Origin of the sequence: Streptomyces sp. NBC_00012 (assembly GCF_045040875.1) — a bacterium.
In the GTDB taxonomy this organism is placed as follows: domain Bacteria; phylum Actinomycetota; class Actinomycetes; order Streptomycetales; family Streptomycetaceae; genus Streptomyces.
Map to the genome: position 1 here is coordinate 17,236 of NZ_CP108309.1, position 20,485 is coordinate 37,720.

Consider the following 20,485-nt stretch of genomic DNA (forward strand, 5'->3'; position numbering starts at 1 on the left):
CACGGCAGAGCCGTTGTGGCTTTTGGCCTCACCTTGGCTGGACCCCATCTTGGTGGTGGCGTAGCTGCGGATGCGCGGGACGCTCTCGCGGACGAATTGCATCTCCGCGGCCAGGAGGATCGCCCCGGCCTCACCGAGGTAAGTCAGACCGGAGTGCCTGTGGATGACGTGCGACCTGGGCGGTGCAGTTTCGGTGAGACGAACTGAGTGGAGAGCGTGTCGGTGAAGGTGCTTCATTCCGTGCGGCGTTCCGCTGTGTGTCATGGAACCTGCGCTGTGTTGCGCTTCCTCGTGTGCCGGGGATACCGCTCAACGCGTAGCGGCGTCGGCGAGGATTGCCTGAAGCCGTGCTCGGCATTCGGCGACGAAGGCGGGGAGACGAGGACGCGGGCCGGGTGAGGTGTGGTCTCCTCGGCGAGCATGTGCAACAGGAACGGCACGGCGTGGAGCGTGGCCTCGTAGACGCTTCCCTGGTGGTAGAGGGCGGACCACATACGGTCCCACGCCTGGGTCCGGTGTTCCCCGTCGCCGCAGACCAGAGCGCGCAGCTGCTCCGGGACGTCGGTCGCCGGGCCGTAGGCGTGGCGGAGTTCGGCCCAGGGCGCCTGGTCGAGTTCGTCGAGTGGGCGGGTGCCGGGCGACGGTACGGCGCGGTCGGGTCTCACCGGGCGCTCCCCGGGGCCTCGGGTGCGGCGGTGCGCTGGGTCTGCCGCCACGACTGGAATTCGGGTAGGGCGGCGATGTCGGTGAGGTCGCCGAAGGAGGGGTCGCGGGTGAGGATCTGGTCGGCGACCCGGTAGGCGTCGTCGGTGCGGCCGAGGGCGAGCAGGACGCGGACCTGGGTGTCGCGGACGAAGTCGTACTCCGGGGCGTCGGCGACGGTCAGTGCCTGCTCGACGGCGGCGAGCGCGCGCTCGGGTTCGCCGCTGTGCAGCAGATGCCAGGCGAGGGCGTTGCCGGTGCGGCGTTTGACCTCTTCCTGGAAGGCGCCCTCGTCGGTGAAGTGCCAGATCGTGCCGGGTATCAGGGAGAGTGTCTGCTCGGCGTAACGGATGAGCTTCGTGGCCGGTTCGGGGCGGTCGGCGTCCGGGGCGTTGTCGGCGAGTTGGCCGAGGGCGTTGACCAGGCCGTAGTGGGCGTAGAGCCGGTCGTAGTCGGAGTAGCACGCGCCCGGAACGCAGAGCGCGACGGCTTCCTCGAAGGCGGTGACGGCCGCCGCGTGGTCCTGTGCGGCCTGCTTCTCGGCGCCGGTCCTGACCAGGGCGTGCACGGACTGCCAGTTCGGGTCGTGGACGACCTCCTTGGTGCCGGTGTCTCGCAGGTCGAGCCGGGTCCGCGGAAACATCGCGCGCAGCCGCTCCAGCGTGGGCCGGTCGAGCTTGGTGTACCGCAGGCCCGCGAACTCGAGCCGGCGCAGTCCGAAGAACGACTCTGGGAGGGTGGTGAGTTCGTTGAACGACAGGTCGATGTGCCGCAGGTTCGACAGGTGGGTGAACGCGTCGTCGGGCAGCGCGCGGAAGGCGGTGCGCGCCTTCCGGCCGTCGAACGTTTTCTTGCCCCAGCGGTCGATCTCCAGGTGTTCGAGGGTGGTGATGTCCCAGATTCCGGAGAGCAGGTCGCGGCTGGGCGGGGGCTGGTTGGAGCCCGGGGCTCTGCCGTTCAGGCGCAGGACGCGCAGCCGGGGCAGCCGGGCCAGGTCGGGCAGCCGCGTCAGTCGGGCGGACAGGGAGTTGCTCAGGTTGAGTTCCTCCAGTTCGGTCAGGTTCAGCAGCTCGTCGGGGACGGAGGCCAGCCAGACGTACGACAGGTCGAGTGTCCTCAGTCCGGTCAGGCGGGTGACGATCGGGGGGAAGTCGACCAGGGTGTCGCAGTGGTAGCGGCCCTGGTGCTGGCGGGACAGGTCCAGTTCGCGCAGCGTGTGCAGCCGGGCGAGCGTGTCGGGGAGCGGGCAGGTCAGCCGTGCGGCGCGCAGCACCTCCAGGCGGTCCAGGTCGCCGAGGGAGTCCGGCAGGGCTGTGAAGGCGTTGTCGGAGATGTCCAGCAGCCGCAGGTTCCGCAGCCGGCCGATGGACTCGGGCAGCCCGGTCAGCTGTGTCCCGGCCAGGTGGAGTTCTTCGAGGGCGGCCAGCTCGCCGATGCGCGGGTCGATTGTCTTGAGCTCGGCGTTGCCCTCCAGGGAGAGGACCCGCAGGTTGGGGAAGGAGAGGAGCTGCTCGGGGAAGTGCCTCAGCTTGCGTCCGGACAGGTCGAGTCCTGTCACCTCCTCCGCACGCACCAGCAGCGCGTCCAGCTCCTCCAGGGCGGCCAGATGGCTCGGCCGGGCCCCGGCGCGCAGCACCTGCCGCCCCTCGCGCAAGGCCTCCGCGATCTTCCCCTCGTCGGCCGTGCCGTCATCGTCGAGGAGTTCGGGCAGCAGGACGGTGTCCAGTTCCTCGTCGGTGAAGTCCACCGGGCAGTTGGACGGCCCGTTCTCGGCGACGAGCAGTGCCTGCGGCTGCTCGGCGAAGGTCATGCCGAAGTACGACACGCTGATGACGATCCGGGCGCGGGTCCGCCCGCACACCACGAGCCAACCGCCGTCCCCGTATGAGCCGCAGATGCCGCCGGTCACTTCCAGGTCCCCGCGCACCACCACGTTGGGGCAGCCGGACAGGAACACGTTGCGGGCCCGCAGACTGCCCGTCACCATGAGGAAGTTGCCGTCGCAGTCGTCCCACCAGTCCAGGTCACCGTCGACGGTCAGATCACCGTCCACGACGGTGTTGTACGGCACCCAGTCGCTGTCGCCCTCCGGCTCCAGATGGCCCGCGACATGCAGACCGCCCTCGTACAAGCGGATCTCCTGCTCGTCGGCGAACTCGGCGTACGGGTAGCCGACATCGGCGGAGACCCGGAACCGCTCCTCCGCCTCCTGGGCGCTGATGAGGCGGTACCCCACCGGTGAGTGCACCGTTGTGAGGGCGGGGGGTACTGACGGGCCGCTCTGGGATTCGTCATCGGTCATCTGTGGTTGCTCCGTGGGGTGAAGTGCCCGGTAAGGCGGATTCGGTGGGGGAAGTGCGAGGCGCGGTCGGCTGGGGCGGGCCGCCAGGCCGACGGGTACATGCGCTCAGTGGGCCTCGGCTTGCGAGTCCGCGCGGAAGACCGGCAGACCCTCGCGGAGCCGGGCGAACAGCAGACCCCGGTCCATCATTTCCCTGCCCCCGTCCTCGTCGACGGCGAAGACCTCGTCCACCAGCAGCTCGCGCAACTGCTCCTGGACGCCGTCGCCGTGCCCCTGCTGGAAGTCGTCCAGGTCGAAGTGGAGGTCGGCTTCCACGGTCGCGATCGTGGCGTGCTCGTCCTCGATGACCAGGCGGGCGCGGATGGTGCCCGCCTGGAGCGTGTTGTCGTTGTAGTAGCCATAGACGACGTCGGCCTCGATGTCTCCGTCGACGGACATCTCGCCGTCGGTGAACACCCCTCGGGCCGTCACCCCGCCGCGGATGGCCACCACCGAATCCGGGCCGCCGTCCGCCAGCACGTCTTCGACCGCCAGGGAGCCGGTGACCACGAAGGGGGCCACCACATCCAGGCCGCCCTTCACCACCAGGTCGCCGTGATGAAAGAACGGCGTGTCCACCGACTGGTCGCCGACCAGGGTGCGCGTCGCACCCGTCCCGCCGAGCACCCTGGCGCACAACTCGGGAAGATGCGGCAGATGGTCGGGATCGCAGCCGTAGCCCAGTCCGGCCACGAAGTCCTGGTAGCTGTCGAAGTCCGGCTCCACCCGCCTGGTGAGCCAGCCGCTGTCGTCCGGGATCCCGGCGGCCTCACACACCTCGGCCAGCTCGGCCTGCATCACCCCGGCCGCTTGCCGCAGCGCCTCCATGTCGATGGGCAGCGGCCCGCCCTCCACCACGGGATACCGCACATGCGCCGGGGCCCCCGCAGCCTCCAACAGAGCCACGATCTCCGACCGTGCCTGCCGCTGCTTCTCGCTGTAATCCGGCAGGCGCAGGGCGATCCCGAGCGGGGTCCTGCCGAGGCCGTTGACCGCGGCGGCGTCGGCGCCGCGCTCCAGCAGCAGCTTCACCAGCCCCGGTCGCGCCGAGCCGACGGTCGCGTGCAGCGGAGTGTCTCCGCGATCATCGACCGCGTCCGTCGGTGCGCCGTGGTCGAGCAGGAAGGCGTAGACCGGTACGGCTGCGCAGCTCTCGTGGGCGAGGGACCCGCCGGTGGCGGAGCGGATCTTGCCGTCCAGCCGGGCGCCGTGCTCGACGAGCAGGGCCAGCACCTCCACGGAACGCTTCGCCCAGGCCGCCGGTTCGGAGTCGTTCAAGGCCACGGCCCACGCGGCGGGGGTGACACCGTGGTTGTCGACGGCGTGCACATCCGCGCCGCACTCCAGCAGCGCCCGTATCACCTCAAGGGAAGGCAGCGGGTCGTCGGCGCTGTACGGGGCCTTCACCGCCCGGTGCAGCGGGGTGGCGCCCTGCTCGTCGTGCGCCGAGACATCCGCCCCGTCAGCGATCAGTGAACGAACCAGTGCGGCACCCTCGGCGGGGTCACCGCCACGGTCAGGCGCGACAGCAGCAAAAAGGGATTTGCTCATGACTTCGCTCATGGTGAGGACTCCTGGACGGTGCACTGACAACGGACCCCGGCAGGCCGGACGCCGGACCTGACAGAACGTAGAACATGTGACCAGGCCGTTGGTCATGAGCAGGAAGGTTCCGGTGGTTTCCGTGGCTGATTGCGTAGTTCTACTGACACCGGCGCCGGTCGAGACGCACACGGGAGAGACGGCGCCATGCTCGGATGGGCCCGGCACCGCAGGCCCGCCACATCACGAAGGAGAGGGTCGCCTCGTCCAGACAGCCCGGCTGCCATTCGACGAGCTGCTCGCCCCAGGCGACACCGGCGGTGGTTATTCGACCCGCACTCCACGGCACGGAGGCCCTCCGGGACGCTCGGCCGAGGAGCGTTCCGGTCCGCGTCCGGCCGACGGCACTTGGTCACGCGGGTGGTGGCGTGCCCGGTGCCGTAGCCGTGTGGCGGGCCACCAGGGTGGCGAGGGCCGCGCGGGACGGGACGCCCGTCTTGCGGTAGACGCGGGCGATGTGGCTCTCGACGGTGCGCGGACTGAGGCAGAGCCGGGAGGCCACGGCCTGGTTGGTGAGACCCTCTGCGACCAGTTCCGCTATCTCCCGTTCCCGCGAGGTCAGCTGGGCCAGCCCGGCGGCCGGTCCGGACGGCTCCGCCGCCCCGTCCGTGTCACCCAGCACCTCCGGGCGCTGCTGGTCGGCCAGGGCGACCAGCAGCGTGGCCCCGCCCTCGGCGGCCTGCTGGCGGGCGCGGCGCCACATGGCGGCCGCGCTGGCGCCGTCACCGGCGGCTCTGGTGAACGCGGCGCCGAGCAGCAGGCTCTGGGCCTCCCGGAGGGTCGCCCCGGACAGCGCGCTCTCCCGGGCGGCTTCGGTGAACGCCCGTGCTGCCGCGGCCGGGTCCCCGCGGTGCGCCTCGATCCGGCCGAGGGCGCGCAGCGCCGCTGCCCGGCGGGTCGGCAGGTCGATCTGTTCGGCCTCCTTGAGGGCGCGTTCGGCCGCGTGTTCGGCTTCTTCCGTCTCACCGACGGCCAGGGCTGCGGCGACGAGCAGTTCCAGGAACTCCGGGAGGAGTGAGGGCTGAATCCGGGACAGGTCCCTGCTCCCGCCCGTCTCCAGCAGGATGTCCCGTGTCCGGTGCGGGTCACCGGCGCCCATCGCGGCGAAGGCGAGCAGGGACCGTGCCAGCGTGGACCACCAGCTCTGGCCCGCGCCTTCCACAGCTGCCGCCGCCTCCTCCGCGGCGGCCAGGACGTCCGGATCGCCCGGCGGGCGGGCCTGCATGAGGAACAGGGACCGGATCGCGAGGGTGAAGCCGAGCAGTTCGCCGCTGCCCAGGGCACGGGCGATGGTCGCGGCCTCGTCGGCCAGCTCCAGCGCCGTGGTGACCCGGCAGGTCAGGAAGTGGGTGTACGCCTTGCACAGCAGGAGCTGCGACAGCATGTAGGGCCGGCCGGTCCGCCGGGCGATCTCCACGCCCCGGTCGCTGTGCCGTTCCGCGTCCGTGTACCGGTCGAGCATCACCTCGGCCCAGCCCAGTCTGACCAGGGGCTCGCACAGCCCGGCGAGGTCGCCGTCGGTGAGCGCGTCCGCCAGTCCCGCCGCGGTCCGGGCGAGCCGACGGGCCTCGGCCGTGTCACCCTCGTACGCCTCGCTCATGGCGGCCAGCGTCAGGGCGCCCATCTCGCCGAGTCCGTCACCCAGATCGCGGGCGCCGCGCAACGCCTGGGCAAGTTCTTCCCGTACGTCGGGGAAGCGGGCGACGAACTGCGCGCGGCAGCACCATTCGATGACGAGACCGATCCGCCGGGACGGTGACGGCTCGGGCCTCCGGTCCAGTTCGCGGCGCAGCAGCGCGTCGGCCTCGGCGTAGCGCCCGAGCTGACGCTCGATGACGGCGCACTGCACGACGGCGGAGGTACGGAGCGCGTCCTCGCCGTCCTCGCCGTCCTCGTTGCCGGCGGGCATGTCGATCACTCGGTGGAAGAGGTCTCTGCTCTTCCACAGCGCCCCGGTCGTGCCGAGCGCCCCGGCGCGCATCAGCATCAGCTCACGGCGTTTGTCGAGGTGTCCGGGGGTGTTGGGAAGGATCGCGAGGACGGCACCGAGCCAGTGGGCCGAGGCGGCCGGGGCCGTCACGGCGGTCTGTTCGGCGGCGCTGGTCAGAATCGCGGCGGCCTCCGGGTCCCAGCCGGTCAGTGAATGCTCGATGTGGTGCGCCCGCTCGGCGAGGGGTGCGCCGGCCTCGGCCAGTTCGGCCGCCGCCCTGCGGTGGAGCTCCTGCCGCCGCCAGGGGTCGGTGCTGTCGTGGACCAGCACCCGGATCAGCGGGTGGCGCAGTGCCAGACGGCGTCCGGCCTGGTCCGTGCGGATCAGATCGCGGCGCATCGCCCCGCGCAGGGCCTCGACGACGTCGGGGACGGGTGAGCCGGTGAGAGCGGCGATGAGGTCGGCCGTGGCGTGGTCGCCGAGTACGGCGGCGGCTTCTACGGTGCCGCGCTCGATTGGGTCCAGAGGGGCGAGTTCGTCGAGCAGCAGTGCTTCCAGGCCCGCGGGCGGACCACCGTCCCGGACCGGGGGTCCGGGCAGCCGGGCGGTGCGATGGGCCGTCAGGAGCGCCAGGAAGTACAGCGGGTTGCCCTCGCTCGCGGCGTACATCTCGGCCGCCCGCTGCTGCGGCAGGTCGTGGGCCAGTTCCTCGACGCAGTCCCGTTCGTCGAGCGGGCCGAGAGAGATCCGCAGCACCGCGCCGGTGTCGGCCCCGCGCGCCAGCGCCGTGGTGAGCGCCGCCGGGGCCTGGCGGTCGCGGCGCGACACGACGAGCAGGAAGGGGGCCTTCACGGGGTGCCGCACGAGGTGGTCGACGAGTTCCAGGGACGCCGGGTCCGCCCAGTGCAGGTCGTCGAGGACCACGACGAGCCGCGCGCCCCGGATGCGGCGCAGTGCGTCCGAGGTGGCCTGGTAGAGGCCGAAACGGTCCCTGTTCCACGGCTCGCCCGAGGGCTCGGTCCTTCCCCGCAGCGCCGGAAGGAGCTCCCGCAGCGACGGGAACACCCCGAGCACGCGCTGGTCGAGGTCGGCGAACGCGTCGGCGAACGGCTGGAACGGGCTGTGCCGTTCGAACTCTGTAGCCCGGCCGCGCAACACGGCCGCCCCGCGGCGGCGGGCGAGGGTACTGAACTCCGCCAGCAACCGGCTCTTGCCGATACCGGCCTCACCAGTGACATCGACGAGGGCCGGACCACCGGCTCCCATGTGCTGCAGGGCCGCATCGAGCCGGCGGAGCTCGGCTGACCTGCTCACGAACGGCACGCTGTTCATGCGCCTGCCCGGCCCCCTGTACAACTCAACCACCACGATCTCCCTCGGAACGAACGCCGCCACGGCACGCCAGGGCCCCGGTGGCTACGACACGGGGCTGGGCGACTGTCGCTGTCAGACAGCGTTCTACAGCACGAGTACGACAACGCTGCCCCTGTGTGGCGGGCCCGGCCCGCGCCGGTCAGGGGCGCATGGTGACCGACGTACGGGCAGCGATACGCCGGACTGCCCGCAGCGGACCATCATGTAAATCGGCTGGGAGTCAGGCTCCCGGCGTACCAAGGAACAGAACGCGGGAGCCAAAGATGTCTTCCCGGCTGCGTATGAACGCCTGAATCACCCAACTCGCTCCGGCTCAACTGCTCAAGCTCTGGCGAGGACGGCAGGAGCTCATCCGTCCCGACTCCGCCGGTGGCACCCACGCCTTCCTTGACTGGCTGTCGAGACGGGCCGGTGGCGGTCGTATTCCTCGGAATGACCATCACCGTTGCCATATCCACCAGGCTGCGCTGAAGATCCCGAGGAAGGCGTGGACGTCGGCCTAAGCCCTCGGCGGAACCGAACGAACCCGGCACCCGGGTCGGCAGAGGTCACCGATATTCCCGACCGCTCCTCCTGGCCCACGGGGATGCGCTTGAGCGTTTGCAGAGAGTGCCCTACGTCGGCGCCGAGTTGCGCTTCACCAATGTCGAGGGCAACCGTCCGAACTGTTTCGCGGCCAACACAAAAGGCCGGGCTCCGGGAGTTCGATGTCGGTGATCTCCAGGGGAGCTCCGACGGCGGGCAGTACGGCGGCGCGGACCACGAGCAGGCTCCTTGAGGGTCGGCAGCGGGGAAACGGGGCGGAACGGTCGGAACCGCGGGAACGCGGAGCGGTCAGAACTGGAGGGACTTGGTCTGGAGGTACTCCGCGAGCCCGTGGGAGCCGAGTTCGCGGCCGACGCCGGACTGCTTGTAGCCGCCGAACGGGGCGAGCGGGTTGAACCGGCCGCCGTTGATGTCGACCTGCCCGGTGTCCATCCGCCGGGCGAACGCCACCGCTTCCGCGTCGTCGCCCGCCCAGACGGCGCCCGCGAGGCCGTACACGGTGCCGTTGGCGATGCGCAGGGCGTCGTCCTCGTCCTCGTAGCGGATGAGCGAGACGACCGGACCGAAGATCTCCTCCTGGGCGACGGTCATCTCCGGGGTGACATCGGCGAACACGGTCGGGCTGACGAAGTAGCCCTGTTCGCGCGGGGCTTCGGGGCCGCCGGCGACCAGTCGGGCGCCCTCCGCCACGCCCCTCTCGATGTAGCCGCGCACCCGTGCGTGCTGCTTGGCGTTGACGAGGGGGCCGATGCGGTCGCCGTACTTGGCGGCCGCCTCCGCGGCGAGCGCGACCGCCTCGTCGTACTGCGAGGTGTGCACCAGCATCCGGGTCCAGGCGCTGCACGTCTGGCCGGAGTTGCCCATGACGTTCGCGACGCCGACGCCGACCGCCTTGGCCAGGTCCGCGCTCGGCAGGATGACGTTGGCGGACTTGCCGCCCAGTTCGAGGGCGACGCGCTTGACGGCCGCGCCGGCCGTGGCGCCGATCTTCCTGCCGACCGCGGTGGAGCCGGTGAACGAGACCAGGTCGACGCCCTCGTGCTCGGCCAGGGCCTGTCCGGCGACCGGGCCGAGGCCGGTGACCAGGTTGAACACGCCCGCGGGGACGCCCGCCTCATGGACGGCCTCGGCGAAGAGCTGGGCGGTCAGCGGGGTGTCCTCGGCGGGCTTGAGGACAATCGTGCAGCCCGCCGCGAGCGCCGGGGCGACCTTGGCGACGATCTGGTGCAGCGGGTAGTTCCACGGGGTGATCGCGCCGACCACGCCGACCGGCTCGGCGTACACGGTGGAGTTGCCGACCTTCTCCTCGAAGGCGTACGAGGCGGCGAGCCCGGCGTACGAGCCGGCCACCAGGATCGGCACGCCCGCGTGCACCGCCTGCGAGAACGGCAGCGGCGCGCCGAGTTCGGCGGTGACGGTCGCGGCGATCTCGCCCTTGCGGGCGACGAGCACATCGCGCAGGGCGGCGATCCGCGCGGCCCGCTCGGCGGGGGCGGTGGCCACCCAGGCGGGGAGTGCGGCGCGGGCGGCCCGTACCGCGGCGTCGATGTCCTCGGCCCCGCCGGCCGGGACCTCGGCGATGACCTGTTCGTCCGCCGGGTTCACCACCGCGATGGTGTCCCGTCCCGCGGCGGGCCGCCAGGCTCCGTCGATGTACATGCCGTCGTGGGCCTTCATCGCTGTTCCTCCCGGACACGGTTACGGACGAGATCGGTCGCACTTGAATTAGCGTTGTTAGTTTTCGGGTGCCGGAGACGCCCGTCACGCCGAGGGCTGCGCGTCGAGCTGCCCGTGTTCGGTACCGGGGTTCTCGAACTGGGTCCGGTACAGCTCCTCGTACCGGCCGCCCGCCGCGAGGAGTTCCTCGTGCGTGCCCCGCTCCACGATCCGCCCGCTCTCCACGACCAGGATGAGGTCGGCCGCCCGTACGGTGGAGAGCCGGTGGGCGATCACGACGGCGGTGCGGCCGGCGAGCGCCTCGGTCAGGGCCTCCTGGACGGCCGCCTCGGAGGTGTTGTCGAGGTGGGCGGTGGCCTCGTCGAGGATGACGACGCGCTGGCGGGCCAGCAGCATCCGGGCGATGGTCAGGCGCTGGCGTTCGCTGCCCGGTGGCCAGCGGCTGCACACCGTCGGTTGGGTGGGGCGGGCTGTTGCTGACGGGTGGTGATGTTGTCGCCGAGCCCGCCGGGCACCGCGTGGAAACCCGCTCCGCCCCCCACGCACGCGGCACAGCATCCGCGTACAATTCGCGGGTCAGTGGCCGTGCCGGGCGATCGCGCGCAGGAAAGCGATGGTCTCCTCCTCGCCGCTGATGGCTTCGTCCAGGGACGTCCCGTACAGGCGGCTGGCCGAGAGCTTCACGATGGTGGTCCGGCTGACCGGATCGACATAGACGAACTGGTTGTAGACGCCGACTGCGCTGAACTCGCCACGGTCTCCCGCCGGGAGCCACCACTGGTAGCCGTAGCCGACTCCATCGGCTTGCTGGCCGCCGACGAGGGGGCGGCCGGGTTGCAGGTGCGGCGCGGTCCCGGTGACCGAGTCGCGCACCCACTGTGCGGGCACGATCTGCCGGCCCTGCCACACACCCCCGTTGCGGTACAGCTCTCCGAGCCTGGCGAAGTCGCGGGCGGTCAGGTTGAGCCCCCCGAAAGCGAGTTCCGTCCCGGCGGGGTCCACCAGCCAGTAACCCGCCGATGTCATGCCGAGCGGCTCGCACAGCTTCTCGCGCATGTAGTCGGCCATCGGGCGGCCGGTGGCCCGGGCTATCAGGGCGCCGAGTATCTGGGTCTCACCGGAGTTGTAGCGGCAGACGGTGCCGGGCCCGGTCTCGCGCACCATGCGGGCGACGAAGTCGTCGAGCGTGCCGCCGATGCCCGCCGTCGCGGCGGTGAGCTGGTAGATGTCGGAGGCCGGGTCGTTGTAGTCCTCGTTCCACCGGGCGCCGGAGGACATCTGGAGCACGTCCTTGATGGACACACCGTCGTACGCGGAACCGGGCCGCACCGGCACGTAGGAGCTGATGGGCTCGTCGATACCCGTGATGTGCCCCTCGTCGACCGCTATGCCGACGAGCGCGGAGACAAAGCTCTTGGAGACCGACATGGACAGCCACTGCACGTCCGGGCCGCCGGTCAGGAAGTAGCTCTCGTGGTTGATGACCCCGTCGACGAGCACGAGCAGTGCGGACGTGTCGGTGCGGGCCAGGAACTCCTTGGTCACTCGTGCGGTGCCGTCGTAGTCGAAGCTCTCCGGCAGCGGGGCCGCCTCACTGCGTGGCCAGACGTAGGGGTGTGCGGAGGGCGCCATCTCACGGGTGTCGAGGAGGTCCTTCATCCGGCAGAAGTGCTCGTGCTGCGGCACGCCGGTGAAGAGGCCGAGGTCGACCAGGGTCATGCGCTTCTGATCAGTCATTGCCGTCCTTCGAGTGGGAACGGGGGATCCGGAAGGAGATGGAGGGTGGGCGAGCCGACACCCCTGCCGGGGCGGGCTCGTCCTGGGGCCGGAGTGACCGGCTGCGATGACTAGAAAAGTAGCAGTACCACTTGGTTAGGGCAACCGAGTGGTACTGTTAAGTCTCCATCAACGCAGAACAGCGGAAGGCGGCGATGAGTTCATCCCACGTCGACGGGCGCACCCTCCGGTTTCAGCACCGGCGGCCCGAGTTGCTGGCCGCGGCGACCGAGTACATCCTCGAACACGGCATCAGCGGCCTGTCCCTGCGTCCCGTGGCGCAGGCGCTCGGTGTCACCCACGCGACACTGCTACGGCACTTCTCCTCGAAGGACGCGCTGCTCCTGGCCGTCTCAGAGAAGGTCCGCACGGATCTGGCAGCATGGCTGACGTCGGACGCGGAGCTCCGCGAGGCGCACTCGACGGCCGAACTCGTCAGGGCGCTGTGGCGTCGGCTGTGCGAACCGCAGGAGCAGCGCCAGTTCCTCCTGCTTTTCGAATTCGTCGGCCATCACGGGGAAGGGTCCGGGGAGGATGAGGAACTCTCCCGGTCGATCGTCCACGACTGGATCGGGATCATCGCCAACAGACTTGTCGCGGACGGCTGGCCGCCCGAGGACGCCTCCGCTCTGTCGACCCTTGTCCTCGCACAGGTGCGGGGCCTGCAGCTCGATCTCCTCGTCTCCGGGGACCGCGCGCGAACGGACCGCGCCATCGACTTCGCCGTACGCCCCCTCGACCGCTCCCCCGCTGGTCGAGACGGTCCGCAAGTCCGCGGTTGACCGGGCGGTATCGACGGCGCTGGCGCCGTGGCGCAAGCCGCAGGCTGTGCACCATCCGGGGAAGGTCTTCCTCGATATCGCGCTCGCGACAGCTCTCGGCGGGAACTGCCTGGCCGACGTCGCCATGCTTCGAGCCGAACTGGCTGTGTTCGGCCTGGTGGCCCCTGATCCGACAGTCTCCCGCCTCATCGACGCCCTGGCCGCAGCCGGACCGAAAACTCTGAGCTTGTTCTACCTTCCAAGCGTGGGTTTTGAGCCGGCCATTCGTGAGATCGGCGGGCCCGGGGGTTCTGGGTATGGCTGTGAGCTTGTCGCCGTTGGATAGCTCAAAGAACTTGGCCGCCCGGAGCCCCGCGACGACTCGACCGCTAAATTGGGATACGCGATTCGATCGCTGTGTAGACACCTCAGGCGCTCAACGTGTCAAGCAGCTACGGCGAGAGCGGTCGGAAAGGCCGTGTGTTCCTCGAACAGCGTGTGGTGCTGGAGGCAGTAGTAGAGCTGGCCGAGCATGCGGTTGAAGAGGCTCTGTCACGTTGTTGGGTGTGTGAGTGTCTGATGGGGCGTCGGGGTGTGGTGGGCTTGCGTTTCGGGCCTGGGGTCAGGCCGTGGTGGGCCGGCTTGCAGCGCCGGTGATCTGGTCCCAGATGGCGAAGCGGGTGGTCATCTCGGCGCGGTAGTGGGCGGCGGTCATCAGGTGGCGGCGGGGCCGGAAGTGGGGTGAGATGCCGCTGAACGCGGACAGGAACCGCTGTGCTCCACCGATGCTGCGGAATCCCTTCATCGCGCGTTCGCGCTGGCGGGTGGGCTGGTGGCTGTTCTCGGCCCGGTTGTTCAGGCCCTTGTGGGAGCGGTGCTCGACCGAGGGCATCACCTCGCGGTGGGCCGCCCCGTAGGAGCGCAGCTTGTCCGTGACGACTACCCTCGGCACCGAGCAGGTCGTCTTCAGCAGGCGGCGGAAGAAGCGTCTGGCCGCAGCGGTGTCCCGCCGGTTCTGGACCAGGATGTCGAGCACGTTGCCGTCGGCGTCGACGGCTCGCCACAGGTACTTCTGCTCTCCGTTGATTTTGATGAAGACCTCGTCCAGGTGCCACTTGTCGCCGGGTCGGGGTCGCCGGCGGCGCAGGCCGTTGGCGTAGGCCTGGCCGAACTTCGCGCACCAGCGGCGGACGGTCTCGTGGGAGGCGATCACGCCGCGCTCGAGCATCAGTTCCTCGACCTCGCGGAAACTGAGCGGGAAGCGGAAGTACAGCCACACGCAGTGGGAGATGATCTCCACCGGGTACCGGTGCCCCTTGTACGACGGCGACGCGCTCCCCACGGACGATCCCCCCTCCACCATGATCAACTCGAAGATCCTCCCACGCCATTCGCCAACGTGACAGTGCCCACTTAAATTAGTCGGTGGCAGCGGAGCGCAGTGGACGGACGTAGATCTTTACCGGGCCGTCAGCGGCTCGCTGGGTCAGCATCCCGTATTCGTTGCCCTGGGCGAAGGGGATGACTGTGCCTGTTCTGAGAGCCTTGGGGCGAGCTGTCTCGAACGGAACCTGCACACGGGTAGGTCGGTCTGATGACTCAGTCTCGTCAACCGTTCCATAGCCCATGCCGTTGTCGGTGATGGATGTCAGCGAGACATTTTTGCGGTCCCCATCCCCTTGCAGACAGATTCCCTTCTCCTGCTGGAGGTCGAACGCTACGGGCCCTGCTGCAAGGTACCGGCCGTTCGGTGAGGCCGTGATTTGGTGCCCCCATTCAGCCACTTCCTCGAAATACACTACACACTCAACCTGAGCCTCGACGCGGCCCGTGGCCGTGTCCTGGACCATAATGACCAGGCCGCTCCCATCGGGATGCTTGCCGTCCTCCCATGCTGTCAAAAGATGCGTTCCGACAACGCCGTAGGCACGTCCGTTGAACTCGTCCAAGGGGCCAGTCGTGCGCTCAATGCCCTTGGGCGTCACATCGGGACTCTTCCATGTGCCGGGGACGCCGAAGCCACCCTCATTGTTGTCGTTCGCCAGTACTGGTCCGGCCTTGCTGATGCCGACGAATACAGCGCCGGAACAGGACCGGCCGGGAGGGCACACCTCAATTTCGTTGTTGGCGTGTTCCCGCAGATCCACCTTTCCGCTCGCCACGTCTACCACCGCGGCCTCCGTGCCGTGCGGGCCCCCTCGATTGCTGCCCCAGGTGACCATGAGGCGATGCCCGTCATCGAGCACGTGTGTATTTCCAGGGTCGGCAGCGACGGGAACGGAGACTTCACGCAGCGGTTTCACTGCGTCCCCTCGAGAGCCGGCTGCATACACGGCCAACCGCACCACCTCCTTACCGTCGTGCAGTTCGTCCTGGCCCTGCACGCCGTGCGCCCACGCCACGAGATACTCCCGGCCACTCTGCTCAACCGAGACCAGCCCTGGAGTCTCCGCAGGTTTCTCCGCATCTCCCTCTGCACCTTCGACAGAGGCAGGAGGCGTCCATGCCTTCGCTGACCAGCGGATCTTCCCGGTAGCCGCCTCCCGCAGTCGTACCGAGTACCGGCCTGAGGACTTGTCCATCAGCCCCACACCCCCGGAGCGGAGCACTGTGACTGGCAGCGAAGTTGCGCGCTGGGGAATCCAGTCAAGGGTCGCGTCCCAGCCGCGCCCGTTGTCATATGCGTCTGGTAAGGCCAACTGGGCTGGCCGCGTCGGTGACCCCTTGGAGCGTGACTGGTCATCCTCGCCCGAGTCATCGCTGCACCCGCCTAGTAGTGCTTGGTCAGGTCGGCTGTGGTGGTGCGTGTCTGTTGGGTTCGGGTGGCGTTGTGAGTGTGTGACTCCGGACGAGATTGCGGCGGTGCGTGGTGAGTTGGAAGCGTTCGCGGTGGAGGTGTTCGAGCCGTTCGCGCGGAAGGACCAGCGTCGGTGGGGGCAGGTCTACCTGCGGGGGCTGCTGATCGACGGTCGGCGCAAGTCGGTCGAGCCGATGGCGGCCCGGCTGGGTGAGGACGGGAATCGGCAGGCGCTGGCCAACTTCGTGACCACCAGTCCGTGGGATCCGGCGCATGTGCGAGCCAGGGTGGCCTGGCGGATGGAGGCCGCGATCGGGCCGTCCGCGCTCATTTTCGACGACACGGGGTTCCTGAAGGACGGGACCGCTTCGGCGTGTGTGTCGCGGCAGTACACCGGCACGGCGGGCAAGGTCACCAACTGCCAGGTCGGCGTCTCGCTGCATCTCGCCCATGACCACGCCTCGGCGGCGGTCAACTGGCGGCTGTTCCTGCCCGAGACGTGGGACCCCGACTCGCCGAAGGCCGACCCGGACAAAACCGGCCGCCGTGCCGTCTGCCAGATCCCCGAGGACGTCGGGCACGTGGAGAAGTGGCAGCTGGCCCTGGACATGCTGGATGAGACCCGCTCGTGGGGCATCGAGGTGCCGCTGGCCATCGCGGACGCCGGATACGGCGACGCCGCCGCGTTCCGGCACGGGGTGCAGGCCCGCGGCCTGAACTACGTGGTGGGGATCTCCACCACGCTGTCGGCCCAGCCCGACGACGCGGCGCCGGTGACCGAGCCGTACTCCGGGACCGGACGCCCGCCGGTGGCGAAGTACCCGGACAAGCCGCAGTCGGTGAAAGAGCTGGTGGTCGCCGCTGGCCGGAAGGCGGCCAGGCCCGTGCAATGGCGGGAGGGTTCCCGGCCCGGCACGGGCCGCTCCGGAGTGAAACGGATGTACTCCCGGTTCGTGGCCCTGCGGATCCGGCCTGCCGGACGCGAGGTCCGGCAGGCCACCGACGGCCCGGAGCTGCCCGTGTGCTGGCTGCTGGCCGAGTGGCCCGCCGGTGAGAGCGAGCCGGTCCAGTTCTGGCTGTCCGACCTGCCCGCCGACACTGCGCTGACCACCCTGGTCCGGCTCGCCAAGCTCCGCTGGCGGATCGAGCACGACTACCGGGAGATGAAGCAGGCCCTGGGCCTGGCCCACTTCGAGGGCCGGACCTGGGCCGGCTGGCACCACCACGTCACCCTCGTGTCCGCCGCGCACGCTTTCTGCACCCTGCAGCGGCTGGCCCGGGCCCCAAAAGACGCGGCGCCGGCCTGAGCCTCTACCAAGTCGTCCGCGAACTGCAGACCCTGCTCGCGATCTGGACCGGCGCCTGCCCCACCTGCCACCGCGACATACCCGCCCCAATACCGACCTGACCAAGCACTACTAGGCATGGGTCCGGCCGGCGTTGACCTCGGCGTCCGGTGCCGCGTCGGCGGCGTTGCCCTCTCCCCTCTGCTGGGCGCCCTGCTTGGGCCGGGGGATGAGGAAGGTCGCCAGCATGCCGAGGGCGAGCAGCGCGGCACAGGTGTAGCCGTTGATCTGGATCGCGTGGGACATGGCGTCGCGGGCGGCGTCGGCGGCGGACGCCGTCTGCGGGTTGTCGCCCAGCCCGGAGATCATCGCGCCGGCGCTGTCGGAGACCGCCGAGGACAGCTGGTCTGCGCCGGCCTCGGGCGTTCCCTGCTTGACGAGCCGGTCCGACAGGTCGGAGTCCAGTGCCGTGAAGAACGTCGAGGTCAGGACCGCGATACCGAGTGCGGAGCCGAGCTGGCGCGCGGCGCTCTGGATTCCGGAGCCCTGGCCGGCCTGCCGCGGCGGCACGTCCGCCAGGACCACGTTGGTGACCTGGGCGGTGGCGAAGCCGACCCCCATGCCGTACAGGAACAGGGCGATGGCGATGACCCACCACCGGGAGTCGCTGTCGGCCAGCAGGCCGAACATCAGCAGGCCGGCGGCCTCCAGGACCAGACCGATCCGGACCAGGCCGACCGGCCCGGTCTTCTCGGCCATGCCGAAGCTCGCACCGCTCGCGAAGAAGCTGCCGACCGCGACGACGAAGACCAGCAGGCCGGTCTGGACCGGGGAGTAGTCCAGGGCGTACTGGAGCCACAGTGGCAGCACGGCGAGCATGCCGAACTCGGCCAGGGCGATGATGAGTGTCGCGATGTTGCCCGTGCTGAAGGACTTGATGCCGAACAACGAGGTGTCCATCAGCGGCGCCGTGCCGCTGCCCCGGGTGAGCCGCACCTGGAGGAACAGGAAGAGAGCGAGACACACCACCGCGACGACCAGGGCGACCGGGATGACCGACAGGCCCGTGCCGTCCCCGAAGGGACCGAAGTCCTTGCGCGGCTCCCACCACCCGTAGTTGCGTCCCTCGATCAGCGCGAACGCGAGAAGCCCGAGGCCCAGCACCGACAGCACCGCGCCGACGGCGTCGATCCGTCCCGGCTGGCGGGGGGAGGGCTGGAGGAACTTCATGACGCCGACGAGGATCAGCGCGACGACTGCGATGTTGATGCCGAAGGCCCACCGCCAGGAGTAGTCGGCGAGCCAGCCGCCCAGCAGCGGTCCGACCGCGGCGGCCGCCCCGATCGTCGAGCCCCAGATGGCGAACGCCTTGCCGCGGTCCGGACCCCGGAAGGTCAGATTGAGCAGCGCCAGTGACGTCGGCATGATGATCGTGCCACCGACACCCTGCGCGAACCGGCTGGCGATCAGTAGCTCCCCGGTGGGCGACACCGCCGCGGCGATGCTGGCCAGCCCGAAGATCACGGTCCCGATCATGAACAGCCTGCGCGCTCCCAGGATGTCCGAGAAGCGGCCCATCACCAGCAGCAGGGCGGCCAGGATGATCGCGTAGGACTCCTGGATCCACTGGGCGCCGAAGGCCGAGATCTCCAAGTCGTCGATGATCGGCGGCATCACCACATTGACGATGGTGAAGTCCACGACCACCAGCGAGACACCGAGGGAAATGGCGACCAGGCCCAACCAGGCGTCCCGGTTGGTGGGTGAGGGCCGAGCCGGATTCTCGGACACAGCGTTCCTCCGTTCTGTTCGATGGGGGTGCACCCGGTTCGGTCGCAGAGGGCGAGGTGCTGGGGGTGTCGGGGAGGCGTCCTGCCTCCGAGCCAGTAGCACCCTGCCAGAAGAAGAGGACGTATTCTGACCTCTACTGACATCAATCCGGAGGGCAATCCGTGATCGCCAACCGAACGCTGGAACTGCTCAGCCTGCTTCAGGCCCAGAAGGAGTGGACCGGCGACGGTCTGGCCGAGCGGCTGGGGGTGTCCCCGCGGACGGTCCGGCGCGATATCAACCGACTGCGCGAACTGGGCTATCCCGTGACGGCGCGCAAGGGCCCCTCCGGTTTCTACCGCTTGTCCCGCGGAGCGCGGCTGCCCCCGCTGATAGTCGACGACGAGCAGGCCATCGCCATCGGGCTGGCCCTGCAGACGGCTCCGGCCTCGGTGACCGGCATGGGGGACGCCACGAAGCGGGCGCTGAACTCCATCAAGGAGCTCCTGCCTCCGCACCTGGCCCGCAGGCTGGCGACCTTCTCGATCGAGCAGATAGAGAACGCCTGGGAGCTGGCCCCGCCGCAGGTCGATCCGGCGCTGCTGGCGCAGCTGAGCGCTGCCGCGCAGCAGCGTGAGCTGGTGCGGTTCGCCTACCGGTCCATCGACCGCGACCCGGAGGAGGACGACGAGGTCCTGGCCGAACCCCATCGGCTCGTCGTCTGGTCCGGGCGCTGGTATCTGGTGGCGTACGACCAGCGCAGGAACTCCTGGCACACCTATCGGCTCGACCGCATCGGGCAACTGACCTCCACCGCCTGGCGGTTCGGTCCTCGGGAAGTGCCGGAGGCGGACATCACCCGCTTCGTCCAGAGCCAGCCCGACCGGGGGGACACCGCGGACACCTGGCCGTGCTGGGGCACCGTCCTGATGGAGTGCCCCGCGACGCTGGTGGCGAAGTGGGCTCCCGGCGCGGCGAGCTTCGAAGCGATCGACGAGCGGATCACCCGGATCCGGATGGGGGCGTGGTCCTGGTCGGCGCTCATCGGCTTCCTCGTCACCTTCAACTGCCATTTCACCGTCGAAGGCCCGCCCGAACTCGCCAAAGCGGCCCGCCAGGTGATCGGCCGCCTCGACGTCGGGGTGCCCCTGCCCGACGAGCGCGCGCCGGAGCCGGTCAGTTCAGTGCGAGCCGGTACCTGAGATCGGAACGGACGGCCCGCATTCCTTCCTCGAGGTTCAGGAACGGGGACGACGCCAGATCCGTCCACACCCGTGAGGTGACCGAGAGATCGACGTTCGGACCCGCTGCCACGGGCTCGTGCGCGACGGGCACCAGCCGGTCGAAGAGACGCTCGGCCACCTCCAGGAGCTCGTCGATCCGGAAGGGCCGCCCGCTGGCGAAGATCTTGCAGACATACGGGTCCGTCCCCCGGGTACGGGAACGCACCGCCTCCATCGCCGGCCACAACGCCTGTTACTGACCGGCAGGAACGGCCGCAACCGTTCCCACTCGGCATCCGTGAGATCACCCCGCCCCATACCCGGAACAACGACCCAGGCAGGCGATAGTCACATGATCGGGCGGACAAGTCCTAGACGTCACGCTGCCCGCGCTCTACGGGCCGCCCGGCGACGCCACGCTCTTGGACGACACCGTCCTGAAGGGTCGTCACGTCGCTGTCTCGCACGCGGGACTCCTGCGGCCACGACGACCTGGATGCCGCCCAGGGCGTGCGCGACTCGAAAAACCGGGACACCCGTGACCGGCTGATGCCGGGGGCCCACCTCTCTTGGAAATCCCGCCCTGCTGACCACGTATTCCTCACTCAGTGATTCGACGAGAGCCCATACACGGCGCACAACCCCTTCCACCACAGGGGGAACTGACCGGGACCAAACGTGTGTCCTGCCTGACACCGAG

The 20,485-nt window shown here is 69.6% G+C and carries 13 protein-coding genes and 2 pseudogenes; 4 read left to right on the forward strand and 11 right to left on the reverse strand.

The genetic code is table 11. From position 1 onward, the window contains the following. Nucleotides 1-260: 260 nt before the first annotated feature. From OHA19_RS00090 to OHA19_RS00120, 7 genes and pseudogenes are all read right to left on the reverse strand, one after another. A complete protein-coding gene (locus OHA19_RS00090; protein ID WP_124722573.1) occupies nt 261-665 on the reverse strand; it encodes a hypothetical protein in 405 nt (134 codons plus the stop codon). Next, a complete protein-coding gene (locus OHA19_RS00095; protein ID WP_405721133.1) occupies nt 662-2,938 on the reverse strand; it encodes a hypothetical protein in 2,277 nt (758 codons plus the stop codon). The genes OHA19_RS00090 and OHA19_RS00095 overlap by 4 nt, the downstream gene beginning before the upstream one ends. A 171-nt stretch (nt 2,939-3,109) precedes the next feature. After that, entirely contained in the window at nt 3,110-4,606 is a 1,497-nt protein-coding gene (locus tag OHA19_RS00100) for an ankyrin repeat domain-containing protein (protein WP_328512629.1), read from the reverse strand. Nucleotides 4,607-4,997: 391 nt separating this feature from the next. Next, entirely contained in the window at nt 4,998-7,889 is a 2,892-nt protein-coding gene (locus OHA19_RS00105; protein WP_405748950.1) for an AAA family ATPase, read from the reverse strand. Between the two features lie 894 nt (nt 7,890-8,783). Next, nucleotides 8,784-10,172: an aldehyde dehydrogenase family protein gene (locus tag OHA19_RS00110; protein ID WP_331734244.1), complete on the reverse strand. Its 1,389-nt coding sequence runs from the start codon at nt 10,170-10,172 to the stop codon at nt 8,784-8,786. A gap of 84 nt (nt 10,173-10,256) precedes the next feature. Then, nucleotides 10,257-10,601, reverse strand: a pseudogene (locus OHA19_RS00115) (ABC transporter ATP-binding protein); the annotation flags it as partial. Between the two features lie 147 nt (nt 10,602-10,748). Continuing rightward, nucleotides 10,749-11,909 carry a serine hydrolase gene (locus OHA19_RS00120; protein ID WP_331734247.1) on the reverse strand — a complete coding sequence of 387 codons (1,161 nt, stop codon included), beginning with the start codon at nt 11,907-11,909 and terminating at the stop codon, nt 10,749-10,751. 194 nt (nt 11,910-12,103) lie between these two features. On the opposite strand from OHA19_RS00120, the gene OHA19_RS00125 reads away from it, so the two are divergent. Together OHA19_RS00125 and OHA19_RS00130 are read left to right on the forward strand one after the other, a co-directional pair. Further along, entirely contained in the window at nt 12,104-12,730 is a 627-nt protein-coding gene (locus OHA19_RS00125) for a TetR/AcrR family transcriptional regulator (protein ID WP_124722569.1), read from the forward strand. Beyond that, a pseudogene (locus tag OHA19_RS00130) lies at nt 12,702-12,953 on the forward strand (IS1380 family transposase); the annotation flags it as partial. The gene OHA19_RS00125 and the pseudogene OHA19_RS00130, both read left to right, overlap by 29 nt. A 378-nt stretch (nt 12,954-13,331) precedes the next feature. Here OHA19_RS00130 and OHA19_RS00135 read toward each other — a convergent pair. Together OHA19_RS00135 and OHA19_RS00140 are read right to left on the reverse strand one after the other, a co-directional pair. Continuing rightward, nucleotides 13,332-14,072 carry an IS6 family transposase gene (locus tag OHA19_RS00135; RefSeq protein WP_405748952.1) on the reverse strand — a complete coding sequence of 247 codons (741 nt, stop codon included), beginning with the start codon at nt 14,070-14,072 and terminating at the stop codon, nt 13,332-13,334. A gap of 55 nt (nt 14,073-14,127) precedes the next feature. Beyond that, complete coding sequence (locus OHA19_RS00140) at nt 14,128-15,111, reverse strand: hypothetical protein (RefSeq protein ID WP_405721126.1); 984 nt, start codon at nt 15,109-15,111, stop codon at nt 14,128-14,130. Nucleotides 15,112-15,547: 436 nt separating this feature from the next. On the opposite strand from OHA19_RS00140, the gene OHA19_RS00145 reads away from it, so the two are divergent. Continuing rightward, nucleotides 15,548-16,813 carry an IS701 family transposase gene (locus OHA19_RS00145; protein ID WP_329584917.1) on the forward strand — a complete coding sequence of 422 codons (1,266 nt, stop codon included), beginning with the start codon at nt 15,548-15,550 and terminating at the stop codon, nt 16,811-16,813. 111 nt (nt 16,814-16,924) lie between these two features. On the opposite strand, the gene OHA19_RS00150 is transcribed toward OHA19_RS00145, so the two are convergent. Beyond that, nucleotides 16,925-18,583: an MFS transporter gene (locus OHA19_RS00150; protein WP_331734257.1), complete on the reverse strand. Its 1,659-nt coding sequence runs from the start codon at nt 18,581-18,583 to the stop codon at nt 16,925-16,927. Nucleotides 18,584-18,744: 161 nt separating this feature from the next. Between OHA19_RS00150 and OHA19_RS00155 the strand changes: the two genes are divergently transcribed. Next, nucleotides 18,745-19,764: a WYL domain-containing protein gene (locus OHA19_RS00155; RefSeq protein WP_331734259.1), complete on the forward strand. Its 1,020-nt coding sequence runs from the start codon at nt 18,745-18,747 to the stop codon at nt 19,762-19,764. On the opposite strand, the gene OHA19_RS00160 is transcribed toward OHA19_RS00155, so the two are convergent. Beyond that, nucleotides 19,739-20,011 carry a hypothetical protein gene (locus OHA19_RS00160; RefSeq protein ID WP_405721122.1) on the reverse strand — a complete coding sequence of 91 codons (273 nt, stop codon included), beginning with the start codon at nt 20,009-20,011 and terminating at the stop codon, nt 19,739-19,741. The two genes, OHA19_RS00155 and OHA19_RS00160, sit on opposite strands and share 26 nt — an antisense overlap. Nucleotides 20,012-20,485 lie beyond the last annotated feature (474 nt).

Excerpts from the sequence above, each read along its gene's own strand:
- OHA19_RS00100 (WP_328512629.1), bottom strand. The coding sequence starts at position 4,606 with ATGAGCGAAGTCATGAGCAAATCCCTTTTTGCTGCTGTCGCGCCTGAC.
- OHA19_RS00110 (WP_331734244.1), bottom strand. The coding sequence starts at position 10,172 with ATGAAGGCCCACGACGGCATGTACATCGACGGAGCCTGGCGGCCCGCC.
- OHA19_RS00120 (WP_331734247.1), bottom strand. The coding sequence starts at position 11,909 with ATGACTGATCAGAAGCGCATGACCCTGGTCGACCTCGGCCTCTTCACC.
- OHA19_RS00125 (WP_124722569.1), top strand. The coding sequence starts at position 12,104 with ATGAGTTCATCCCACGTCGACGGGCGCACCCTCCGGTTTCAGCACCGG.
- OHA19_RS00135 (WP_405748952.1), bottom strand. The coding sequence starts at position 14,072 with ATGGTGGAGGGGGGATCGTCCGTGGGGAGCGCGTCGCCGTCGTACAAG.